20 protein-coding genes are annotated in these 24149 nt (G+C 39.7%); 13 read left to right on the top strand and 7 right to left on the bottom strand.

Annotated features, from left to right (window positions below; translation table 11 throughout):
• Window positions 1-181: 181 nt before the first annotated feature.
• The 5 genes from fumC to MB14_RS03305 all read left to right on the top strand — a co-directional run bounded on the left by fumC (window position 182) and on the right by MB14_RS03305 (window position 6386).
• Window positions 182-1582: a class II fumarate hydratase gene (fumC, locus tag MB14_RS03325; RefSeq protein ID WP_062588678.1), complete on the top strand. Its 1401-nt coding sequence runs from the start codon at window positions 182-184 to the stop codon at window positions 1580-1582.
• 56 nt (window positions 1583-1638) lie between these two features.
• Window positions 1639-2301 carry a hypothetical protein gene (locus MB14_RS03320; protein ID WP_053221725.1) on the top strand — a complete coding sequence of 221 codons (663 nt, stop codon included), beginning with the start codon at window positions 1639-1641 and terminating at the stop codon, window positions 2299-2301.
• A 92-nt stretch (window positions 2302-2393) separates the two neighbouring features.
• On the top strand, window positions 2394-4094 hold the full coding sequence (recJ, locus tag MB14_RS03315; protein WP_062588676.1) for a single-stranded-DNA-specific exonuclease RecJ: 1701 nt from the start codon (window positions 2394-2396) through the stop codon (window positions 4092-4094).
• Between the two features lie 24 nt (window positions 4095-4118).
• A complete protein-coding gene (gene lptB / locus MB14_RS03310) occupies window positions 4119-4850 on the top strand; it encodes an LPS export ABC transporter ATP-binding protein (protein ID WP_062588674.1) in 732 nt (243 codons plus the stop codon).
• Window positions 4851-6386 carry a GH3 auxin-responsive promoter family protein gene (locus MB14_RS03305; protein WP_062588671.1) on the top strand — a complete coding sequence of 512 codons (1536 nt, stop codon included), beginning with the start codon at window positions 4851-4853 and terminating at the stop codon, window positions 6384-6386.
• Window positions 6387-6390: 4 nt separating this feature from the next.
• On the opposite strand, the gene MB14_RS03300 is transcribed toward MB14_RS03305, so the two are convergent.
• From MB14_RS03300 to mazG, 4 genes are all read right to left on the bottom strand, one after another.
• The gene (locus tag MB14_RS03300) at window positions 6391-6993 is read right to left on the bottom strand and encodes a thioredoxin family protein (protein WP_062588669.1); all 603 of its coding nucleotides are present in this window, start codon (window positions 6991-6993) and stop codon (window positions 6391-6393) included.
• A gap of 109 nt (window positions 6994-7102) precedes the next feature.
• Window positions 7103-7234, bottom strand: a complete 132-nt coding sequence (locus MB14_RS19125; RefSeq protein ID WP_260310519.1) for a hypothetical protein — start codon at window positions 7232-7234, stop codon at window positions 7103-7105.
• A gap of 392 nt (window positions 7235-7626) precedes the next feature.
• Window positions 7627-9402 (bottom strand): chloride channel protein, encoded by a 1776-nt coding sequence (locus MB14_RS03295; RefSeq protein WP_062588667.1) that lies wholly within the window; start codon window positions 9400-9402, stop codon window positions 7627-7629.
• Window positions 9403-9422: 20 nt separating this feature from the next.
• Window positions 9423-10232 carry a nucleoside triphosphate pyrophosphohydrolase gene (gene mazG, locus MB14_RS03290; RefSeq protein ID WP_062588665.1) on the bottom strand — a complete coding sequence of 270 codons (810 nt, stop codon included), beginning with the start codon at window positions 10230-10232 and terminating at the stop codon, window positions 9423-9425.
• An 86-nt stretch (window positions 10233-10318) separates the two neighbouring features.
• On the opposite strand from mazG, the gene MB14_RS03285 reads away from it, so the two are divergent.
• From MB14_RS03285 to MB14_RS03270, 4 genes are all read left to right on the top strand, one after another.
• Entirely contained in the window at window positions 10319-10549 is a 231-nt protein-coding gene (locus MB14_RS03285) for a hypothetical protein (RefSeq protein WP_062588663.1), read from the top strand.
• 94 nt (window positions 10550-10643) lie between these two features.
• On the top strand, window positions 10644-12035 hold the full coding sequence (glmM, locus tag MB14_RS03280) for a phosphoglucosamine mutase (RefSeq protein ID WP_062588661.1): 1392 nt from the start codon (window positions 10644-10646) through the stop codon (window positions 12033-12035).
• A gap of 4 nt (window positions 12036-12039) precedes the next feature.
• Window positions 12040-13182: a cysteine desulfurase family protein gene (locus tag MB14_RS03275; protein ID WP_062588658.1), complete on the top strand. Its 1143-nt coding sequence runs from the start codon at window positions 12040-12042 to the stop codon at window positions 13180-13182.
• Between the two features lie 5 nt (window positions 13183-13187).
• Window positions 13188-13529, top strand: coding sequence for a hypothetical protein (locus tag MB14_RS03270; RefSeq protein WP_132644058.1), 342 nt, complete (start codon window positions 13188-13190; stop codon window positions 13527-13529).
• A gap of 5 nt (window positions 13530-13534) precedes the next feature.
• On the opposite strand, the gene hemH is transcribed toward MB14_RS03270, so the two are convergent.
• The gene (gene hemH / locus MB14_RS03265; protein WP_062588654.1) at window positions 13535-14554 is read right to left on the bottom strand and encodes a ferrochelatase; all 1020 of its coding nucleotides are present in this window, start codon (window positions 14552-14554) and stop codon (window positions 13535-13537) included.
• Between the two features lie 378 nt (window positions 14555-14932).
• Between hemH and MB14_RS03260 the strand changes: the two genes are divergently transcribed.
• Window positions 14933-16150 carry a bifunctional alpha/beta hydrolase/OsmC family protein gene (locus tag MB14_RS03260; RefSeq protein WP_062589031.1) on the top strand — a complete coding sequence of 406 codons (1218 nt, stop codon included), beginning with the start codon at window positions 14933-14935 and terminating at the stop codon, window positions 16148-16150.
• A 98-nt stretch (window positions 16151-16248) separates the two neighbouring features.
• On the opposite strand, the gene MB14_RS03255 is transcribed toward MB14_RS03260, so the two are convergent.
• A complete protein-coding gene (locus tag MB14_RS03255) occupies window positions 16249-16662 on the bottom strand; it encodes a hypothetical protein (RefSeq protein WP_172796096.1) in 414 nt (137 codons plus the stop codon).
• A 251-nt stretch (window positions 16663-16913) separates the two neighbouring features.
• On the bottom strand, window positions 16914-17453 hold the full coding sequence (locus tag MB14_RS03250; protein ID WP_062588650.1) for a DUF2911 domain-containing protein: 540 nt from the start codon (window positions 17451-17453) through the stop codon (window positions 16914-16916).
• 136 nt (window positions 17454-17589) lie between these two features.
• Between MB14_RS03250 and MB14_RS03245 the strand changes: the two genes are divergently transcribed.
• The 3 genes from MB14_RS03245 to MB14_RS03235 all read left to right on the top strand — a co-directional run bounded on the left by MB14_RS03245 (window position 17590) and on the right by MB14_RS03235 (window position 24146).
• Window positions 17590-19140, top strand: coding sequence for a glycine--tRNA ligase (locus MB14_RS03245; RefSeq protein ID WP_062588648.1), 1551 nt, complete (start codon window positions 17590-17592; stop codon window positions 19138-19140).
• A gap of 155 nt (window positions 19141-19295) precedes the next feature.
• Complete coding sequence (locus tag MB14_RS03240) at window positions 19296-22610, top strand: WD40/YVTN/BNR-like repeat-containing protein (RefSeq protein ID WP_062588647.1); 3315 nt, start codon at window positions 19296-19298, stop codon at window positions 22608-22610.
• Between the two features lie 360 nt (window positions 22611-22970).
• Window positions 22971-24146 (top strand): tetratricopeptide repeat protein, encoded by a 1176-nt coding sequence (locus tag MB14_RS03235; RefSeq protein WP_062588645.1) that lies wholly within the window; start codon window positions 22971-22973, stop codon window positions 24144-24146.
• Window positions 24147-24149: the final 3 nt, after the last annotated feature.

Here is a 24149-nt window from a genome sequence, read left to right as displayed (position 1 = left end):
TACGTGGCTTTAGCCTGTCTTTGTTGGCGGAATTCGGTGAACGAACGCCTGAACTCGGTAAACACACAATGTTTTCGACCATCTTATTCGGCAGTTTTAAATAATCGGTGAATAACATTTCCGAATTACTTTCTAACTAGTGCTTCATTGCCTAATTTTGAATTGAATAAAATCTCATCACATGGAATATAGAATAGAAAAGGATACCATGGGGGACGTTAAAGTTCCTGCAGACAAGTATTGGGGAGCCCAAACTGAGCGCTCTAGAAACAACTTTAAAATTGGTCCAGAAGCCAGTATGCCACTTGAGGTAGTATATGGTTTTGCATATCTTAAAAAAGCCGCAGCCCATACCAACCACGCTTTAGGAGTTTTGTCGGTAGAAAAGCGCGACCTTATTTCAAAAGTGTGCGATGAGATTTTAGAAGGAAAGCATGATGACCAATTTCCGTTGGTAATTTGGCAAACAGGTTCGGGTACACAATCAAATATGAATGTGAACGAAGTAGTAGCCAACCGCGCACATGTAATTGCTGGGCATAAATTAGGTGAAGGTAAAACAGAAGTTCACCCAAATGATGATGTGAACAAGTCGCAGTCGTCTAACGATACCTACCCAACAGGCATGCACATAGCGGCCTACAAAATGATTGTAGAAACTACCATTCCGGGAGTGGAAATGTTAAGAGATACGCTTCAGGCCAAATCTAAAGAGTTTATGAAGGTGGTGAAAATTGGCCGTACCCACTTAATGGACGCGACACCTCTTACTTTAGGACAAGAATTTTCGGGCTACGTTTCTCAATTGAATCATGGCTTAAAAGCCTTAAAAAATACTTTAGAACACCTTTCAGAATTGGCTTTGGGGGGTACTGCAGTAGGAACGGGAATTAATACTCCAGAAGGTTATTCGGAACTGGTAGCTCAGAAAATTGCAGAGTTCACAGGCCATCCTTTTATTACTGCTGAAAATAAATTTGAAGCACTAGCTGCCCACGATGCCTTGGTAGAAACCCACGGAGCTTTGAAGCAAATGGCTGTTTCATTGAATAAAATTGCCAATGATATTAGAATGTTAGCCTCTGGGCCTCGTTCGGGAATTGGTGAAATCATTATACCATCAAACGAACCTGGCTCTTCAATTATGCCGGGTAAAGTAAATCCAACACAGTGTGAGGCCATGACCATGGTTTGTGCTCAGGTAATGGGTAATGATGTGGCTGTTTCTGTTGGGGGTGCACAAGGGCATTATGAACTGAATGTGTTCAAACCAATGATGGCATACAATGTATTGCAGTCGGCACGTTTAATTGGTGATGCTTGCGTTTCTTTCACAGAGAATTGCGCAGTTGGAATTGAACCAAACTATAACAGTATTCAACAACATTTGAATAATTCGCTAATGTTGGTTACGGCCTTAAATACCAAAATTGGTTATGAAAAAGCCGCTAAAATTGCGAAAACCGCGCATGAAAATGGAACTACCTTAAAGCAAGAAGCCGTTAATTTAGGATACCTAACAGCCGAAGAATTTGACGAATGGGTAAGACCAGAAGATATGATCGGAAGTTTGAAAAGCTGACATTAAAGTTATAATTTGTCATTTAATGGGTTTCACTCAAATAAATCAAAGATAAGATGAAAACTTCTAAAGTATTTTTCACGCTTTTGCTGGGCATGTTTATTGCCACGGCCGCTATTGGTCAAGAAATGACCAAAGCTGAAAAAAAGGCTTTCAAACAAGAAATGAAGATTTGGAAGAAGAAGAAAAAGGCCATGTCTCCAGAAGATTTTAAGGCGCTTTCTGAGGAACATCTTAAACTAAAGGCAGCTAATGCTGGAGCTTTGAGTGATATTCAAACGCTTGAAACACAGCTGAGCGCTAAGGATGGTCAGATTGGTGATTTGCAAAAGCAAGTAACTAGAATGCAAGCCGCCTATCAAGCTTCCCAAAAAGAAGTAGAGAACCTGAAGGCTCAAAATGACAAACGTCCTGCTTATAACCCCGACATCATCAATGGCGAAGATTTCAGCATTGGTGTTGTATTCAAGGTACAAGTAGGTGCTTTTAGAAAAGTAGACTTAAAGAAATACGCAGATACTTCTAAAGATTTTGCAGAAGAAGGAGCGGATGATTTACGCAAATATGTTATTGGCAACTTTAGGAATTACGAGGACGCCAATGTTCTAAAGAGATACCTAAGAGAAATGGGTGTTGAAGATGCTTGGATTGTACCTTACAGAGATGGCAAAAGAGTACCACTCAAAGAGGTGCTTCCTACTGCAGAAAAAACGAAGTAAACTTTTCATACATAAGAAATTAGCAGTGCTTTATTCATTGAAGCACTGCTTTTTTATATCCTTTTTAGGTTCAATATTTACTATTTTTATACATGGAAAAGAGGTGGCTATTTAATAATGAAGCAGATGCAGAGTTGGTACAGTCCCTTCAGGAAAACCTTGGCCTATCAGAAAATCTAGCTTTTTTATTTGCTCAAAAGGGAATCAAAAATTACGAAGAGGCCAAAGCTTATTTTAGGCCTCAGTTAGATCAATTGCACGACCCTTTTCTGATGAAAGACATGGATCGTGCTGTAGATCGGTTGTCTTCGGCACTCGAGAATGGTGAGAAAATACTCGTTTATGGCGATTACGATGTAGACGGAACCACTTCTGTGGCCACGTTTTACGGTTTTCTTTCCGAGACACACGATACACTTGAGTTTTATATTCCAGATAGATACAAAGAAGGCTACGGTGTTTCTAAAACCGGAATCGAGTATGCCATTGAAAACGGCTTTACACTTATTGTTACGTTAGATTGTGGCATTAAAGCCCACGACAGAGTTGCCCAAGCCCAAGCAGGTGGGATTGATGTGATCATTTGTGACCACCATACCCCAGGCGATGAGCTTCCAGCGGCTTATGCTGTATTAGACCCTAAACGAACAGACTGCGAATATCCTTATAAAGAACTTTCGGGCTGTGGTGTGGGCTTTAAGCTGTTGCAGGCTTATTGCCAAAAGAAAGAAATTTCACAAGAAGGCCTTTTTCAGTACCTCGATTTGCTGGCAGTGAGTATTGCTTCTGATATTGTTCCAATTACTGGGGAAAACAGGGTGCTCACCTATTTCGGTCTCAAAAAACTAAACCAAGACCCAAGACCTGGATTGAAGGCCTTGGTAGATCTCTGTAAGAATAAAAATGATTTTACGGTTTCGAGTATCGTTTTTGGTATTGGACCAAGAATAAATGCCGCTGGCCGAATGGATCACGCAAGAGCTTCGGTAAAACTACTTTTAGCTAAAACCGAAGTAGATGCAGATGCGAAAGCCTCGCTTATCAACGATAAGAATGACGCCCGTAGAGATTTCGATAACACAATTACAGAAGAGGCATTACAAATGATTCAGTCGAATGAGGTGCTTCTTAATGCAAAATCAACCGTGCTGTATAAAGAAGATTGGCATAAGGGAGTGATAGGTATTGTTGCTTCTCGCTGTATCGAAAAACATTATCGTCCAACGGTAATTTTGACAGAGTCCAACGGAAAAGTAACGGGTTCGGCTCGTTCAGTAATGGGTTTCGATGTTTACAATGCCATAACCGAATGTGCCGATTTACTCAATCAATATGGTGGACATATGTATGCGGCTGGTGTCACTATGGAAATTGAAAATGTGGAAGCTTTTCAAGAAAGATTTGAGTCGGTAGTGGCTAGTACGATTTCCGAAGAACAGCTTGTTCCAGCCATCAAAATTGATTTGGTCATTTTTTTAGACGACATCAATTTTAAATTTTATGAGACTATTAGGCAGATGGGGCCATTTGGGCCGCAAAATATGCAACCCGTTTTTGTTTCTGAAAACGTTCATGCTGAAAATGTAAAAGTGTTGAAAGAACAACACCTTAAGTTTACAGTAAAACAAGAGGGAACTAACGCTTCAATTGACGCCATAGGTTTTGGTTTGGGCGAATATTTTGATTTGGTAAAATCTGGCATGAAATTTCACATGGCCTATACCATTGAAGAGAACGATTTTAGAGGGCATAAAAGTCTTCAACTCTTCATTAAGGATATTAAGTTTGAATGATTATTCTATTTTTGCCATTCCATCATGAAGTTAAGAGCCGACAATCTCGTCAAGACATATAAAAAAAGAAAAGTAGTTAACAATGTTTCCGTGCAAGTAGAGCAAGGAGAAATCGTTGGTTTACTTGGGCCAAATGGAGCCGGAAAAACCACTACATTCTATATGATTGTGGGCTTGATTAAGCCAAATGAAGGAAATATCTATCTTGAAGATGAAGATATTACCCCTCTGCCTATGTTTAAAAGAGCCAAATTAGGTATTGGATATTTGGCCCAGGAACCCAGTGTTTTCAGAAAACTTACGGTAGAAGAAAATATTATGGCAGTACTTGAAATGACAAAGCTGCCTAAAAAGCTTCAGAAGGAAAAAATGGAATCTCTTTTGGAAGAATTTAGCCTTACCCATGTAAGAAAAAACAAAGGACAGGTGCTTTCTGGAGGAGAAAGAAGAAGGACAGAAATTGCAAGAGCCTTATCTGTAGATCCTAAGTTTGTATTGCTTGACGAACCCTTTGCAGGTGTTGATCCCATTGCTGTAGAGGAAATTCAGTCTATAGTTTTTAAGTTGAAGCAACGAAACATAGGCATTCTGATTACAGATCACAACGTAAATGAAACCCTATCCATTACCGACCGCGCCTACCTAATGTTTGAGGGTAAACTTTTGAAGGCCGGTACGGCAGAAGAATTAGCAGCTGACGAACAAGTTAGAAAAGTGTATTTAGGTAAAAATTTCGAACTCAAGCGGAAAATATAAGTGGCAATCATTAATTCGATACTAACATGGGTAATGAAAAAGCGGATGTACCAAATCGGCCTTTTCATGAAATACCCTTTGGAGGTTCAAGATGAGTTATTTAAAAAACTGATTACCACGGCTAGAAATACGGAATTTGGTCGTACTCACGGCTTCGCAGATATTCAAAATCAAGAGCAGTTTAGAAAGAACGTTCCCATCTTCTCTTATGAAGAAATCAACCCCTACATAGAAAGGAATATGATGGGTGAGCAAAATTTGCTTTGGCCATCAGATATAAAGTGGTTTGCTAAATCATCGGGAACTACCAATGCAAGGAGTAAATTCATCCCTGTTTCTTATGAGGCTTTAGAAGAATGCCACTTTAAAGGAGGCAAGGATATGCTTTCTATTTACTGCAATAACAATCCTGAAACCCGGATGTTTGATGGCAAAGGGCTGACGATTGGCGGAAGCCAGCAGGTAAACCAATTCGATACCAGCCAAGAGTCGTTTTATGGAGATGTTTCTGCAGTAATCATGTCCAACCTTCCATACTGGACTAGATTTGTCCGTACCCCTGCGTTAGATATTGCCCTAATGGATGAATGGGAAGCGAAGATCGAGTTGATGGCAAAAACCACCATGGACGAGAACGTAACCAGTATTTCGGGTGTACCTACTTGGACAATTATTTTGCTTCAGAAAATAATGGAGCTGAAAGGAACAGATAATATTCTTGATGTTTGGCCCAACTTGGAGGTCTTTTTTCACGGGGCCGTGGCTTTTGGCCCTTACAAAAACATCTTTCAGAAAATGATTCCTTCGAGCCAAATGCACTACATGGAAACCTATAATGCATCGGAAGGCTTTTTTGGTATACAAGACCAAATGGACTCTGACGAGATGTTACTTATGCTTGATTATGGGATTTTTTATGAGTTTATACCCTTTGCTGAAATCCACAGCGATTCTCCCAAGGTAATAGGTTTGGAAGAGGTGGAGGTAGGCGAAAATTATGCTTTACTCATTTCTACCAACGCTGGTTTATGGAGGTATAAAATCGGAGACACTGTTCAGTTTACCTCTATTTCACCTTATAGAATTCGAATTTCAGGTAGAACAAAACATTATATCAATGCATTTGGAGAAGAGTTGGTCGTGGAAAACGCTGAAAGAGGTATTGCCTCAGCTGCAGAAAAAACGGGTGCTTTGATAAACAATTTTACTGCGGCTCCTAAATACTTTAGCCAGGATGAAAAGGCTGCTCACGAATGGGTGGTCGAGTTTGAAAAAGAGCCCTCTAGTCTAGAGGATTTCACAAGGTTTTTGGATGAAAAGCTTCGCGAAATCAATTCAGATTATGACGCCAAGCGTTATAAAGACATGGCATTGACCACCCCTATAGTTCATAAAGCCGAAGTGGGCACTTTTTATAAGTGGATGAAGAGTAGAGGTAAGTTGGGCGGCCAAAATAAAGTACCACGACTTTCGAATACGCGAGAATATCTAGATGATATTTTGAAGATACTAGAAACACACTCTACACAAGTTTAGCCTTTTATTTTATAGTACAGCCAATGGCCTTGGTGTTGTTAGTTTCAATGCTTTGCCCATTTAAAAGGGCATCTACTGCACTCTCTACATAACGTTTAGTCGCGGCTTCTGGATTGCGGCTGTTGTTATCGATGGCTCCAATATAGCCAACCCTAAAGCCAGAGGTTTCCTTATTCAACACAAACACTTGAGGCGTGTTTGTTGCTCCATAAGCGGCTGTGGTTTCTTGGATATCGGTGTCTATTAAATAGGCAAATGGAAATTCCTTATCATTAGCCCTTTCTTTCATTTTAGAATAAGAATCTCCTACAGATACTTCCGGGTTGTTGGGCTGAATTGCAATTACAGGATAGCCCAAAGCTGAGTACTTGTTGTGTAAAGCGATGATTCTATCTTCATACATTTCTGAGTAGGGACAGGTGTTGCAGGTAAAAACAATGATGTAGCCTTTTGCATTCTTGTTGGTGTTGAGTGAAACGATTTTGCCATCTACGTTTTTAAGATTAAAATCTGGAGCGATATCTCCTATTTTAACACCTTGAGGAGTCTGGCTTGTGCCTCCAACTATTAAAAGGAAAGAGATTAATAATGCTTTAGTATAAACCATAATACTTGATATTTATTGGCAATCCTGTTTTCAACCGTTGAAGCTCGTCATTATCCTTCTTTGATTCAACATATTTTATAAACTGTTGTTCGTAAAACTTTGATTTAACTTAACCCAATGGTATTTCGATTCCGAATTTGAAAATATAAATATTCCAATATATGCTCAAAGCGCCTTGTTCGCTTTCATTTCCCTTTTTTTGGATACCATCTACAAAAGGATAATGTGGCCATATGGGCATAATATTGGGTTAACATTGTGGTTAAAATAATCGGGTCTATTTGTGTTTTGGTTTGAGTCAACTCCTGCTCACAAAAATACAATTGAAATTTGTAAGAAGAGGCGCATTTCTGGTTCAGAAATAGACTTTAAAAAACCGATGATTGGTAAACTATTTAGACAAAACAAAGATTGATGAAAATCAAATAATCTTTTCCACAAAATGGAAAAGTTGTCCACACTTTTTGAGACTTTCTACGTAAGTATCTGATTAGTAGATATGTATAATAAACAAGTGGAATTTGATTTTTGTTGATAAGTATTTAAAAAATGAGCCTGTAGCATTCTGAGGCGAGGTATTCCCAATTTCAGCGAAAAAAATATCCCAAAATCAGTTAGTTATTTTCAGAGCAATCATTCTTTATTTTGACGCTTGAGTTTAGTGCGGTACGCATTGAAAATTCGTGACTTTGATACAATTCCAACGTATTTATGATCCTCAATCACAGGGAGGTTCCATGCACCTGTTTTTTCAAATTTGGTCATTACCTCCTCCATTTTATCACTCAGAAAAACCGTTTCAGGGGGTTTGTGCATTAAGGTCGCAACAATTACACTTTTTTGAGAAGCAGGGTCAAACATAATTTCTCGAATGTCGTCTAAGGTTATTATTCCTTGGAGCTCATTCCTGTCGTTCACTACAGGGAAAATATTCCTTTTCGATTTTCTTACTAGGGTCACTAAATCTCCAAGCGTTTTGCCTTGGTGAATGGTGAGTAAATCGGTTTCAATCAGCTTTTCAATTTTTATTAGGCTTAATACCTGCCGGTCTTTGTCATTGGTTATAAGGTCACCAGCTTTAATTAAGCGGCCTGTATAAAACGAATACTGCTCGAAATAACGTGAGGTACTTAGGCCAATGGCTGAGACCAACATGAGAGGTAAAAACAGAGTATAACCACTGGTAATTTCAGCAATAAGAAATATGGCGGTAAGAGGAGCATGCAATACCCCACTCATTACCCCGCACATGCCTACCAATGTAAAATTGCTAATCGAAAGGGTTTTGCCTATACCTAAAAAGTTAATGGTTTGAGAGTAGATGTAGCCCGTAATCGCTCCAATAAAAAGCGAAGGAGCAAAAATTCCACCACTGCCTCCAGCCCCTAAAGTAAGTCCAGTGGCAATTGGTTTGATGAGTAAAATTCCTAATGAGAAAAGAATGAGAAATATTGTGCTGTCTTCATTCTTTAGAAAAAAGCTTTCTTTTAAAAGTGCTTCAGGGTTTCCATTCAAAATGGTGGTAATTGAATCATAGCCCTCTCCATAAATAGGATGAAAAACGAAAATGATTATTCCCAATGCTAATCCACCAACAATGGCTCGGCCTGTTTTATTTTTAATTCTAACAGCTACCGATTCTGTAAACTGGGTGAGCCGAGTAAAATAAACAGAAACCAAGCCACATAAAGCGCCTAAAACCAAGAAGTATGGAAAATCTGAGGCTAAAAAAGGGTCTGTAAGGTTGAAAGAGAATAGTACATCTGAACCTAAAGTGAGCATAGATACAAGAGAGCCTATTACCGATGCAATTAATAAGGGGATAAAGGCTGCAATAGTAACATCCGTTAAAATAACTTCGATACTAAAAATAACGCCAGCTACTGGGGAATTGAAAATCCCTGAAATTGCAGCAGCAGCTCCACAACCAATCATCAGCGTACGCTGCTTATAACTAAGGTGCATTAATTGGCCTATATTAGAGCCAATGGCAGAGCCTGTAACCACAATTGGTGCCTCTAATCCAACCGAACCACCAAAGCCTACTGTAATGGCAGAAGTTACCATACTACTGTAGGTTTTTATTCGACTGATAATGCTCGACTTTTTCGAGATAGTGTATAGAATACTCGTAATGCCATGGCCCAATTTTTCCTTTAGCAACTTATCGGCTACGATTGAAGTAATTACGATACCGATAAGAGGGTAAATTAAAAAGAGGTAATGAGCGACATCTTCCCTAAAATCACTGAGGGTATGCTGAATATAATGAACGGTACTTTTTAGAATTACAGCTGCAATTCCTCCTGCAAGCCCTATTACTCCACTCAGAATCATAAGGAAGTTACGCGTGCTAATGTGGCGTATTCTCCAGATTAAAAACTTTGAAAGGGTCTTGTTGAATTTCATAAGTACTTCAATGCAAATCTCTAAAGTTTCTTAGCCCTTTCCCAATATTTATCCATTTCCTGTAGGCTCATGTCCGCTATGTTTTTTCCGTCCTTTTTAGACTCAGACTCTAAAAACTGAAAGCGCTTTATGAATTTAAGGTTCGTTCGCTCCAAGGCTTCTTCAGCATTAATGTCTATAAATCGTGAGTAATTAATGAGTGAGAAAAGCAGGTCGCCAAACTCGGCAGAGGCCTTTTCTTTATCAATTTTAGCAGTTTCTTCTATGTTAAATTCATCTTTGAACTCCTGCATTTCCTCTTCTACCTTTTCCCAAACTTGCTCTTTCTTTTCCCAGTCGAAGCCTACACCTCTGGCTTTGTCTTGAATTCGCATGGCTTTTACCATGGCTGGCAAGCCTTTCGGAACACCGCCTAAAACGGAAGTGTTTCCTTTTTCTTTAAGCTTAATTTTCTCCCAATTTTCTTTTACCGCCTGTTCGTCTTTGGCTTCTACATCTCCATAAATATGAGGGTGGCGATGGATAAGCTTATCACAAATGGAGTTTATACTATCAGCTACGTCAAACGCATTTTGCTCATCGGCTATTTTAGAATAGAAGACCAAATGGAGCATTACATCTCCAATTTCCTTTTTGATTTCATCCAAATTGTTTTCAAGTATGGCTTCTGAAAGCTCATATGTTTCTTCGATGGTTAAGTGGCGGAGGCTTTCCAGTGTTTGCTTTTTGTCCCAAGGGCAGTTTAAGCGCAACTCGTCCATAATGGTCAGCAGCCGATCGAAGGCTTCTAGTTTTTCTTTTCTACGAAGGTCTTTTTCGGATTTAAGCATTTAGATAAAGGCTTTTTGGGAAACTTACTGTTCAAAGGTAGCGTTCTACGCACAACTATCTTAAATTTGCAGAAAATTAGTCTACTATGACAACTTTATATTTGACCTTAGGACTTGTAGGATTGTTTTTCGTGTTTATGTCTGTTCGCTTGATTTTCTTGAAGAATGGAGAGTTTAAGGGCACCTGTGCTTCACAAAACCCTTTCTTAAACAAAACCGGAGCTCCTTGCGGATATTGTGGCAAAACTATACAAGCAGGAGAAAGCTGTGGAAACCCCGATAATGAGGTAGATAAAGTGCTCTCTAAGTTCAAGTAAGCTTCGATTTTTCAAGGGTTTCAAAAGTCGATTAAAAGCGACTGTCATATTCTGTTTTTGCTAGCTTTGTAATTACAATCAACCAAATATATACGTGACCTTAATCAAATCTATTTCAGGAATAAGAGGAACCATTGGTGGTAAAGTAAATGAATCACTTACACCAATTGATGTTGTTAAATTTTCTGCTGCTTTTGGCACTTGGGCAAAACAAAAGTCTAAGCAAAACACCATTGTTATCGGTCGAGATGCCAGACCTTCTGGTGAAATGGTTTCTAACTTAGTTTCCTCTACATTGAGGGGTTTAGGCCTAAACGTGGTTGACCTCGGACTTTCTACAACACCAACCGTTGAAATGGCTGTTGCAGCTGAAAATGCTTGTGGAGGAATTATTCTAACCGCCAGTCATAACCCTGTGCAATGGAATGCGCTAAAACTTTTGAATGCAAAAGGCGAGTTTATTAGCGGTGATGACGGAAAAGAAGTATTAGAAATTGCAGAGAACGATGCCTACGAATTTGCCCCTGTTAAGTCTATAGGCAAGTATAGAACAGACGATACGTATATTCAAAAACATATTGATGCTATTCTCAAACTTCCATTGGTAGATGTTGAGGCGATAAAAGCGGCAAAATTCAAAGTGGCCATTGACTGTGTAAACTCAACAGGTGGTATTTCACTTCCTCCCTTATTGAAAGCGCTGGGCGTTGTGCAAGTTGAAGAACTTTATTGCGAACCAAACGGGCATTTTCCTCATAATCCCGAACCGCTTCCTGAGCATTTAGGAGACATTACCAGAATTATGCAGAAAGGCATTTATGACGTTGGTTTTGTAGTCGATCCTGATGTAGACCGTTTGGCAATGGTGTCAGAAAATGGAGACCCATTTGGCGAAGAATATACCTTAGTAGCGGTGGCCGATTATGTGCTATCGCAAACCAAAGGTAATACTGTTTCAAATCTTTCTTCAACCAGAGCATTGAGGGATGTAACCGAAAAAAGAGGAGGTACTTACGAAGCCGCTGCTGTAGGCGAAGTGAACGTGGTCACTAAAATGAAAGAAACGAATGCGGTAATTGGTGGTGAAGGAAATGGTGGAATCATTTATCCTGAATTACATTATGGTAGAGATGCCCTAGTAGGAATCGCCCTTTTCTTAACTCACTTGGCTAAAAGTGGAAAGAAAATGTCTCAATTGAGGGCCAGCTACCCTAACTACCATATCTCAAAAAATAAAATTGATTTATCGCCAGAGATTGATGTAGATAATGTGCTAGAAGGCATGCAAAAGCGCTATGCTAAGCAGCCAGTAAACACCATTGACGGAGTTAAAATAGAGTTTGACAAAGAATGGGTACATTTGCGAAAGTCGAACACAGAGCCGATTATTCGTATTTATTCTGAGTCTGAATCTCAAGCAACTGCCGAATATTTGGCCAATAAAATTATTACAGATATTAAAGAAATCGTTTCGTCAAAATCTTGATAGAATGAAAAGGATATATTTAGACAACGCTGCTACAACACCATTGGATCCTGAGGTTTTTGAGGCCATGAAGCCAATGATGCTTGAAATGTATGGTAATCCATCGTCTACTCATGCCCATGGCCGTGAGGTAAGAACGAAGATTGAACGTGCAAGAAAAACGGTAGCCGAGTTGCTAAATACAACTCCTTCTGAAATCTTCTTTACTTCTGGCGGAACTGAGGCCGATAATACTGCCATTACTTGCAGTGTAGAAGCCTATGATTTAAAGCATTTAATCACTTCGAAAATTGAGCACAAGGCGGTTTTGCAAACAGCAGAAAAGCTTGAAGCACAAGGTAAAGTGAAGTTGAGCTTTGTAGATCTCGATCACCAAGGCCACATTGATTATGACCATTTGAATAGCCTACTTAAGGACAATTCTCGCTCAATGGTGTCTATTATGCACGCCAATAATGAAATTGGAACATTAAACGACATTGCCAGAATTGGCGAGATGTGTAAAGAGTACGATGCCGTTTTCCATTCCGATACGGTGCAAACCATGGGGCATTTCAAACATGATTTGCAGGCATTGGCTTGTCACTTTATTGTTGGTGCAGGGCACAAATTCAATGGACCTAAAGGTGTTGGCTTTTTAAGGGTGTGTAAGAGTAAAAAAATTGGTCGTTTTGTAGAAGGCGGAGGCCAAGAAAGAAACCACCGAGGCGGAACAGAAAATGTTTACGGCATTGTTGGTTTGGCCAAGGCGCTAGAAATTGCTTATCGCGATATGGAAAGCCACCAAAAGCATATTCAAGGTTTAAAAACCAGAATGATTGAAGGCTTGAAAAACAATATTTCTGGAATAGAATTTAATGGCGACATCAGAGAAGGGCATAGCCTTTACACAGTATTGAACGCAAGTTTTCCTGCCCACGAAGACAATGATATGCTGCTTTTCAATTTAGATATTAATGGAATTTCTGCTTCTGGTGGAAGCGCCTGCTCTAGTGGAGCCAACACGGGGTCACATGTGCTAACAGGAATAAAAGCAGACCCAGAAAGACAAGGTATCCGTTTTTCTTTTGGTAAGTATTCTACCGCAGACGAAGTAGACTATACTGTGGAAAAACTCGTTGAGATTCTAAACCCAGTACACGCATAGAATTGATGAACGAATTTCGTTCCATATTACATAAGACTACAACAAGGCCAATATATCTGTTGGCCTTGCTTTCTTTTTTTCTTTTCAGTTGCTCTGACGAGGACATTTATATTTCTGAACTCAGAGGTACCATTGTTGAAGGAGCTACGGTTAGTTTGAGCTGCGAATATATTTTCCAAACCGATGGTGGCCGATATTATGTTCCCACATTTTTACCCGCCCAATACAAGCAAAATGGAGCTTTGGTATTCATTAAAGGAGAAATTCTCGATGAACTCTCTGACTGCGCGAACCTATCAGGGGACGGAGCTTTTATCCGAATAGAGCAAATCAGCACTGCGAATTAGTAGACTTAAGCGTTTTCTACCATTTCTTTCAGTCCTTCAATCCAAGTTGGGGAGTTATTAAGGCTTGGTACTAAATCCCAAACTTCTCCGCCCGCTTCCATAAAATCTTCTTTAAATTGTTCGCCTACTTCAACAGTAGTTTCAAGGCAATCGGCAATAAAAGCAGGGGAATAGGCTAACACTTTCTTTATGCCTTTTTTGGGAAGGTCTTTCAAAATTTCATCAGTGTAAGGCTTAATCCAAGGATCTTTGCCCAGTCTTGATTGAAAGCTAATGGTATATTGATCTTCGCTTAAACCCAGTTTTTCAGCCAAAAGGCGCGAAGTATAAAAACACTGTGCTCTGTAGCAGTAACGGTTCTTTTCATGAAACTTATTACAGCAACTGCCCAGTTGGCATTGGTTTCCATCTGAACCTTTTTTGATTTGGCGTTCGGGTAAGCCGTGGTAACTGAAAACCACATGATCGTAATTAGTGGTTTCCATTAGCTTAAGTCCGTTTTCCGCAAAAGCCTGAATAAACTTAGGGTGGTCCATAAACTGGTTGATATAACTCATGGAAGGAATCACTTGCCATTTATTAACCACGTCATTCACCTCTTGCACAGCAGAGCCTGTGGAGGCCGATGCATACTGAGGAAACAGTGAAATCACAATAATTCGACTTACGCTGGCTGCTTTTAATTCGTTTAATGCCTCTTCAATACTTGGGTTTTGGTAACGCATGCCCAAAGCCACTTTATAGCCAGGCCCTAATAACTCTTGCAGAGAATCGCGAACATCGTAGCCGTAAAATTTCAAAGGGCTTCCTCTTTCAACCCAAAGCTTGTCATATTCTTTTGCCGATTTGGGCGCTCTTAAAGGGGCTATAATGCCCTGAACCAAGAGAAATCTAGAAAGAAAAGGAATATCAATTACTCTTCCATCCATTAAAAACTGGCGTAGGTATTTGCGAACGTCTGATGTGGAAGGACTATCTGGTGTGCCTAGATTAACGAGTAATACACCAATTTTTTCTTTTTGCATGGTAGGAATTTAGCCTTGATAAACCGTTTGCAAAGATATTTGTTTTAAGCGGCTAGGCCAATTGATCTTTTCAATAGAAAATAAAAAAGCACTATCGGTTAAGATAGTGCCTCATCTATATCGTTCAAATTTGTTGTTTTGTTCTTCTATCGGACTCCTCTTCCTTTAGAAATTTATTTGAGCGACCTTTTTTATAGGTAGATTTATTAGAAAACAAGGCTTTTGGTATTTACCCTTACCTATGCCTAAAAAATAAATCTTTAAATAGAGGCTCTTAAGAGCACAACTTGTTAACGAATCAAACACTTTTTGGTTATAGGTGTATACTCTTGCTTTCGTTTTACAGATTAACCTTAAAAAAACAAACCTACAATGGCCATGAAAACGATTAAACTTCAATTCAAAAATGCTGAAGGTTTTCTGCTTTCTGCAAAACTCGAACAGCCTGTAGATAGGAAACCCGTGGCCTATGCTTTGTTTGCGCATTGCTTTACCTGTTCCAAGAATTTAATTGCTGTTACCAACATTAGCAGAGCATTAACCTCGAAAGGAATTGCGGTGTTAAGATTTGATTTTACGGGTTTGGGCGAAAGTGAAGGTGATTTTGCGGACACTAACTTTTCTGGGAATGTTCAAGACCTTATTGTAGCTGCTGAATATTTGGCCCATAACTACGAAGCACCAAGTATTTTAATTGGCCATTCACTGGGAGGTGCAGCGGTATTGATGGCCGCCAGCCAGCTGGACTACATTAAATCTGTAGTTACTATTGGTGCACCGGCAGATACACCTCATCTAAAAAAGCTTTTTAAAAGTTCGTTAGAAGAAATTGAAGAAAATGGTAAGGCGGTGGTTTCATTGGGTGGAAGACCATTTACGATCAAGCAACAGTTTATAGAGGATCTGGATAAAACAGAACTTACTTCAGTCATTAGTGAGTTAAGAAAGCCTCTACTTATTTTCCATTCTCCGCAAGATGAAACGGTGGACATCACAAATGCAGAAAAGATTTATGTTGCTGCGCATCATCCAAAAAGCTATATATCATTGGATCAGGCAGACCACTTACTATCTAAAAAGGCAGACTCACTTTATGTAGGCGAAACAATTGCCACTTGGGCTAAGCGATACGTGGATTTTGAAGTGAATGAAGAAGGGCTAGAAACTACACATCAGGTGGTGGTAAGAAATGAGAAGGAAGATGGTCTCTTTTCTGAAATAATGGCCAATAAACACTACTTAATTGCCGATGAACCCAAGGCTGTAGGCGGTACCAATTTAGGAGGAACCCCTTATGACTTGCTTGTTTCTGCACTGGGCGCTTGTACGGCCATGACCATAAGGCTCTACGCCAATCATAAAAAGATGGAGCTCGATGATGTGAAAGTACACCTAACATTTGATAAGCGCCATGCTGACGATGCTATAGATGGTGCGCCTGCACAAATGGAGTTTATAGACAGAGAAGTAGAACTAACAGGGAATTTAAGTGAAGAACAACGTGAGCGAATTTTGCAGATTGCAGATAAATGTCCAGTACACAAAACGCTTACTAAAGGCTTAAATATTGATACCAGATTAAAGCAGCTGAAATAGAGTTATAAAATTTAGTGTAGACGAAAAATGAAAAAGGAGCCAACCTTTCGATCGACCCCTCTTTACAAAACAACCACATATTACACTTATACAAATCTTTAGTTTCCTCCGTCTTTTTTAGGCTCGTTTTTTTCTTTGGCCCTTTCTTTCATTTCGGCAACGCGTTTTTTAATTATCATACGCCTGCCTATATTTCTTCTGTTATTCTGTGGTGAAAAGCGACTCTCATTTCTATTTGCCCTTCCTCTAATTTCTCCTTCGTTTCTTTGATCTTGAATTCGGCTTCTTTGACCATTTTTCGAAGCCTCTTTTAATTTTGTGTATTGCTCTTCGGTTAGAATTTCCTTAAGTCTTTCTTCTTTGGCTTGCCTTTCTACAAAAGCATCGCGTTTCATTTCTTCTCTTAAAGCCCTCATTTTTTCCATAGAGGCTTTACGCTCCGTTTGCGCTGCTTTCAGTTCCTTATCCAGCGCTAATTTCTGTTGCTCATTTAAGCCGAGCTTAGCAGCCATTTGCTCCGTTTGCAACAAAGTTTTGTTAGTGTTCTGAGCTAACATTTGGTTTGCTGATATGCCAATTAAGCTTACCATCAAGATTTTAATTATCGACCTCATTTCCTTTTTCGTTTGTTGTGACTCTTTGATGGAAAAGGCAGAGCAAGGTTTAATGAGCCCAGAAAAATGTAGAAATAGACCAATCTTGAAGCAGTAATTATTTCTACTTATCAGGCCTGTAAAAAGAAGGAATAAAATTTAAGGGGAATTTAAAGTACTTTAAACGGAGTTGAAACTTTAGTCTTATCCCATGCCATAATAAGCACGGGCCCTCCGTTTTCTTCAGAAAAATCAATGGTAAACTGTTCAACCACTTCGGGCAACTCTTCTACTTTTGCTGCTACCCTTAGCTCATCATCTTCAGGAGTATAAACAGTACCCCAATCATGAATCTGATTATTGAAAATGATTTGCCATTCTGTTTCTCCAGGAATAGTTACTAAAGAATATAAACCTGCCTTTAGGGTTTTTCCAGAAAAGGAAACATCTCTAGAAAGCTGAATAGTGGTAGCTTCATTAGCACCAGTTCTCCACCATTTGCCATAGGGAACAAGCTTGCCAAAGATCTCACGATCTTTCTTAAATGGCCTACTGTAAGTAACCTCAATATTTATGGCATTATTACTATATGATGCGATTTCAGCGGGACTGTACTGTTTTGTTTGATAAAGCTGATACTGTTGAACGCCAACAATACCACCAACAATGACGGCCAAAATAAGTACTGCTGTGGAAAGCTTTCTTTTCATACCAAACAAATATAAGGATTCTGACTTCTAAGACTCGCAAAAAGCCTCAAGGATTATGCCGAGACTTGATGAACGGAAGTTTCCTTTTTCGGTAATGCATTGCACATGTTGAAAGCCTTTTCTATATCTTTGCCGCATGGCACAAAATGACGATAATCAGCTGAAAAAAATCGCTGGGCATGCGAAGGAATACGGTTTTATTTTTCAATCGAGCGAAATCTATGATGGACTTTCTGCCGCTTACGACTACGGTCAAAACGGGGTTGAACTAAAGAACAACATCAAGCAGTATTGGTGGAAAGCCATGGTGCAAATGAATGAAAACATTGTAGGAATTGACTCCTCGATTTTCATGCACCCTACCACTTGGAAAGCCTCAGGCCATGTAGATGCCTTTAACGATCCGATGATTGATAACAAGGATTCGAAAAAAAGATACCGTGCGGATGTTTTGGTAGAGGAATACCTCGATAAAATTGAAGCAAAAATTACCAAAGAAGTTGAAAAGGCTGAGAAGCGTTTTGGTGATGCTTTCGATAAGGAGCAGTTTATGGCTACTAACCCTAACGTACTCAGAAATCAAGAAAAAATAGACGAAATCAGCCAGCGTTTAGGCAATAGCTTAGAAACAGAAAACTTGGCCGATGTTAAAGCCCTTATTGAAGAGTTAGGAATTGCCGACCCAGTTTCGGGCTCAAAAAACTGGACAGACGTTCGTCAGTTCAACCTAATGTTCTCTACAGAAATGGGCTCTGTGGCCGAAGGCGCAAGCAAAATCTATTTACGACCAGAAACAGCCCAAGGAATTTTCGTCAACTTCTTGAACGTTCAAAAATCTGGTAGAATGAAGGTGCCTTTTGGTATTGCCCAAATTGGAAAAGCATTCAGAAACGAAATTATTGCGCGTCAATTCATTTTCAGAATGCGTGAGTTCGAACAAATGGAAATGCAGTTTTTTGTAAAGCCAGGCGAAGAATTGACTTGGTATGAAACCTGGAAAGAAAAACGAATGAAATGGCACAAAACCCTTAGCTTGGGTGATGAAAACTACCGTTTCCACGATCATATTAACTTAGCGCACTACGCTAATGCCGCAGCCGATATTCAGTTCAATTTCCCGATGGGCTTTAAAGAGCTGGAAGGAATTCATTCTAGAACCGACTTTGATTTAAAAGCACACGAAGAATATTCAGGAAAGAAACTTCAGTTTTTCGATACGGTCGATAATGAATCATTTGTGCCTTATGTAGTTGAAACCTCAATTGGTTTAGACAGAATGTTTTTGGCGGTATTGAGTGCTGCTTATACCGAAGAAACATTAGAGGATGGCAGCGAAAGAACAGTATTGAAAATACCAGCAGCGTTGGCCCCTTATCAAGTGGCAATTTTGCCATTATTGAAAAAGGAAGATTCAGGACTTCCACAAAAAGCGAGAGAAGTTTTGGCTGATCTTCAGTTTGATTTCAATTGCCAATACGATGAAAAAGACGCCATTGGTAAACGTTATAGAAGACAAGACGCTATTGGAACACCATATTGTGTAACTGTCGATCATCAAACTTTGGAAGACAATACAGTTACAATTCGTGATAGAGATGATTTAAGTCAAATCAGAATTTCTGTAGAGGAGCTAAAGTCTAAACTTACTGAAGTTACCTCTATCAATAACTTACTTAGAAAGCTGTAAGTATAGTTTCTTTACTAGTTGAATTTATTTAGGTCTGATTTTCATTTTGAAAGTCAGACCTTTTTTGTTGCACTCTCAGAAGTGGCAATTTAGGGTGGGCGTTATGTACTGTTTGAAATAAAACCTATATTTCTTCCACCACAAAACACACTAGAATGAAACATCTTAACTTCTTCAAGGCCTTATGCTTTTCTATGGCCTTCCTTCTTATTTCTGCAAACAGTTTTGCACAACGCAATAAAAAAGAACAAACCAAGACCGATGTTGATGACCCTTTAAAGGGGATTTCTCTTGGTACACTTAAATTCAGAAGTGTTGGGCCAGCGCTTACTTCTGGTAGAATTGCCGACATAGCCGTGAACCCTTCAAACCATAGCGAATTTTATGTAGGCGCAGCAGCAGGCGGTGTTTGGAAAACCACCAATGCGGGAACCACTTTCACCCCAATTTTTGATGGACAAGGTTCTTATTCTATCGGAACGGTAGAAATCGACCCGAATAACCACAATGTAGTTTGGGTAGGTACTGGAGAAAACAACAACCAGCGTTCCGTTTCTTATGGCGATGGGGTTTATAAATCAGAAGACGGGGGTAGCTCATGGAAAAACATGGGTTTGAAAAATTCAGAACACATTGGAATGATCGCCATTGACCCTCGAAATTCTGATGTGGTTTATGTAGCTGCATACGGCCCGGTTTGGAGTGCAGGCGGTGATCGTGGCCTTTATAAAACTACAGATGGTGGCGAAAACTGGGAGAAAGTTTTAGAAATTAGTGAACACACGGGAGTAAATGAGGTACACTTCGACCCGAGAAACCCAGATATACTCTATGCCACAGCCCACCAAAGACGAAGAAGACAATGGACTTATTTAGGTGGAGGCCCAGAGTCGGGTATTTACAGATCGATGGATGCTGGTAAATCTTGGGAAAAAATAAACCGTGGATTGCCAGGCGTGGACAAAGGCCGAATTGGAATGGCCATTTCGCCAGCCGACCCAGAAGTTTTGTATGCCGTAGTTGAAGCGCAAAGTGGACAAGGCGGGTTTTTCAGAAGTACCAACCGAGGAGCCTCTTGGCAGAAAATGAGTAGTACTTCTTCTAGCGGAAATTACTATCAAGAAATTGTGGCCGACCCAGTACATGTAGGCCGTGTTTACCTTTTGGATACGTTTACACAAATTACAGAAGACGGTGGAAAGACATTTTCTGGGCTAGGAGAGAAAAGTAAGCACTGGGATAACCACGCCCTGTGGATTGACCCAAACAATACAAATCACTTATTGCAAGGCTCTGATGGTGGTGTTTACGAATCGTTTGACAGGGGCGAAAACTGGAAGTTCTTTAGCAATTTACCAGTTACTCAGTTCTATAAAGTTTCAGTAGACAATGAATATCCTTTCTATAATATTATGGGCGGAACCCAAGATAACTACAGCTTGCACGGCCCTTCACAGACGCTAAGTCGTCATGGCATTGTAAGTTCCGATTGGATTGTAACTCAAGGTGGAGACGGTTTCGAATCGGTTCCAGACCCTGAAGACCCGAACATTATATATTCTCAATCGCAAAATGGCGGAATCGTTCGTTTCGATAGAAAAAGTGGCGAAGCGGTGAGCATTCAGCCTAAGCCAAGAAAAGACGAAAGGCAGTATAATTTTAACTGGGATTCTCCATTAATGATCAGCCCACACGATCACAAAACGGTATATTTTGGGGGAAATAAGCTATTCAAAAGTACAGACCGTGGTGATTCTTGGGAAGTAATAAGTGGTGAACTTGACCAGAACATTGACAGAAATTTATTGCCGATTATGGGCAAAATTTGGCCTATGGATGCCGTTGCGAAAAACGGATCTACTTCACGATATGGTGCTGCGGTTTCTCTGGATGAATCACGTTTGCAAGAGGGTTTACTTTATGTAGGAACTGACGATGGCCGAATCAACATCACTGAAGATGGAGGCAACATTTGGAGATATGTCACTCGTTTTGCTGGCGTTCCTGAAAACACCTATGTGTATGATTTAATTGCTTCGAAGCACGATGTAAATACGGTTTACGCAGCTTTTAATAACCATAAAAGTGGCGATTTCACCCCTTATGTGTACAAAAGTAACGATAAGGGAAAAACGTGGTCAAGTATTTCTTCCAACTTACCCAAAGGCGCTGTTTATGCTTTAGAACAAGACCACGTGAATGCGAATATCCTATTTGCTGGAACTGAATATGGTGTTTTTGTTTCGATGAATGAAGGTGGAAGCTGGACGAAGTTATCCGCTGGGCTACCTGCGGCTGTGAATGTACGCGATATTGCCATTCAAGAAAGAGAAAATGATTTGGTACTGGCTACTTTCGGAAGAGGTTTTTATGTGTTGGATAATTATGCGCCACTTCGAGAAATGACACAAGACCTGCTGGCCAAGGACGGTCATATTTTCAAAATTAAGGATGGTTTGATGTACAACACTTGGCAGCCGCTGGGCAGTTTGGGTAGTTCAGACAAAGGTTTTCAAGGCGAAATGTTTTTTGCGGCAGACAACCCAACCAGAGGAGCAACCTTTACTTACTATGTGAAAGAGGGCGTAAGTTCTTTGAAAGCAGAAAGGTCGAAAAGAGATGCGGAAGCCTTTAAGAATGGGCAAGCGATTCCTTACCCCACTCTAGAAGAACTCAAAGCAGAAGAAAGTGAACTTCCTTCCTTCTTAATTTTCACCATAAAAGATCAAACGGGTGATATTGTAAGTGAATTGAGAAGTCCGTTGAGAAAGGGCATTAGTGAAATTACATGGGATATGACTTATGCGGGCTTTGGTCCAGTGAATGAACGACAAGCGTCTGTCACTAGTAGTTTGCCTTCTTCCAATGTATATGTTGTTCCAGGTAACTATACAGTGAGCTTATCGCAAAATATAAAAGGTGAAATCAGTGAATTGGCTGAGCCGGTAAGCTTTATAGTGAAAGATATCGACAATAAGACCATTCCAGCAGATGATTGGCTTGCTATGGCAAATTTCAAAAAGAAGGCAATGGCTTTAATGCAAGCTGTTAACTCAACTCGTTCCGTATTGGGCGAAATGAATGGAAAAATTGCTAGCTATAAAGCAGCTGCCAAGGGTTTTTCTGCTAGAGAAAGCAATGAGCTGATGAAGGAAATTCTAGTTTTAGAGAACAAGGTAAAAGCCCTAAATATTGAACTCAATGGAGATTCTGACTACGGCCAATTAGATATGGATGGTGAGTACGCTACAAGCCAGCGGGCGCAAAATGCAGTGTATGATATTTTTGGTTCTACCTCTAATGTTACGGGAACAGCCAAGACCAATTATGATATTGCTGCCAATGAGTTTGCTCCAATTTTGCCAAAAGTGAAAGCTTTGGTGAGTGAATTTACTAGAATGGATGGAAAGTTGGATCAACTAGGAGCACCACTTACATCAGGTAGACTCCCCAACTGGAAAAAACAATAGCTAAAATACCATGAGGGACATATTAAATATGTCCCTCAATATTAAATTTCATATATTTGACTGTTCTGTTTTTTTAGAACCGATCCTTTACCTCACACCCTCTCCAATAACATTTGTTTTTAAATGGACTTTGACTGTTTTTGGTCAAGTTCAGCACTGAACCCTATGGCTAGCGGAATGCAATAAGTCTGATCTGGAATTTTGATGTTTAGCTATAAAATGCTTATTTCTGTATTCCATCAACAGCTATTGTGGCTTGAATGTAAATTTATTCATTGTTTGATTTTATATACTTGTTGAAAATATAATGCCCACTATTACAATATTTCATATTTTCACGTGTCGTTCCATTTAACCGATTTGAGGCTAACTATTACCATACTATTTGCGCTGCTTACCGGTCCTAGTTATTCTCAGGACTTGGTGACTGTGGCAAGTACTTTTTTGAATGACAACAAGTATGTAGAGGCTAAAGAAACTATAGATGAGGTTTTTGAAAGCCCCGATGGAGATAAAAGTGCCAGAGCTTGGTATACCAAAGGCCGCATTTATCATGAAATTCTCAATAGCGATGCTCCTGAGTTTCGCAAATTAAAACCAGACCTTAAAGATTTTGCTGGTGAAGTAGCCTTGTGCTATAATAAAACCAAAATACTTACCGAGCCGACAGACAATCTTTATCGCCTTGCAGACAATCAATTAGAAATCCTATGGGCCGATGGGATTAATAAGGGGTATAAAGATTATCAAGAACTGAAATTCGAATCAGCCGCAAAGTATTTTGAGATGGCACAGGCCGTTAAGCCACAAGATACTACGGCCTATTTATATGCAGGGCTCAGTGCACAAAACGCTCAAAATTATCAGCAAGCCATTAAGTATTATCTGGCGATGAAGTCTTTTACTAGATTAAGCAAAACAGTTTATAACAGCCTGATTACTTGTAATCAAGCTTTAAACGTTCCGTTAGAAGAAAGGCTAGATATGATTGAAGAAGCGCTTTTTGAATACCCCGATCACTTGCCTTACATTGCCGAAGAAGTAAGAGCGCTAATTAGGTTGAATAAATTTGAAGAGGCTGAATCTCGATTAAATACCGTTCTCAACCGCATTCCGAATAATTATGAATTGAGATTAAGGCGTGCAGACCTTTTCGATCGCATTTTTAAAGACGCTTACGCTAATGGGTTGCCAGAGCGTTCCGAAAAGTATTTCGAGATGGCTTCTGAAGATTATGAAATCTACCTTGATAAGTATCCCAAAGATTTTACCGCCAATTACAATTACGCGGTAATGATTAACGAACAGGCCAATCGAGTATATGACCGAATTAATTTAATGAGCGAGGAAGAATACGTTATTAGTGGGAAAAATACAGAAGAAGTAGGCCATAACTGGACGAGAAAGGCATTGCCTTATATGGAAATGTGTAGAAAAATTAAGCCGGATGACCCCGGAACAATCCGCGCACTCAAGGTTTTCTACGAACGTCTGAAAATGACAGATAAGCTTGCAGAACTGAATGGAAAGGGATAATTA

The organism is Roseivirga ehrenbergii (assembly GCF_001593005.1).
GTDB lineage: Bacteria > Bacteroidota > Bacteroidia > Cytophagales > Cyclobacteriaceae > Roseivirga > Roseivirga ehrenbergii.
Note: the sequence above shows the minus strand (reverse complement) of the source record. Positions and strands in the feature narration are given on the sequence as shown.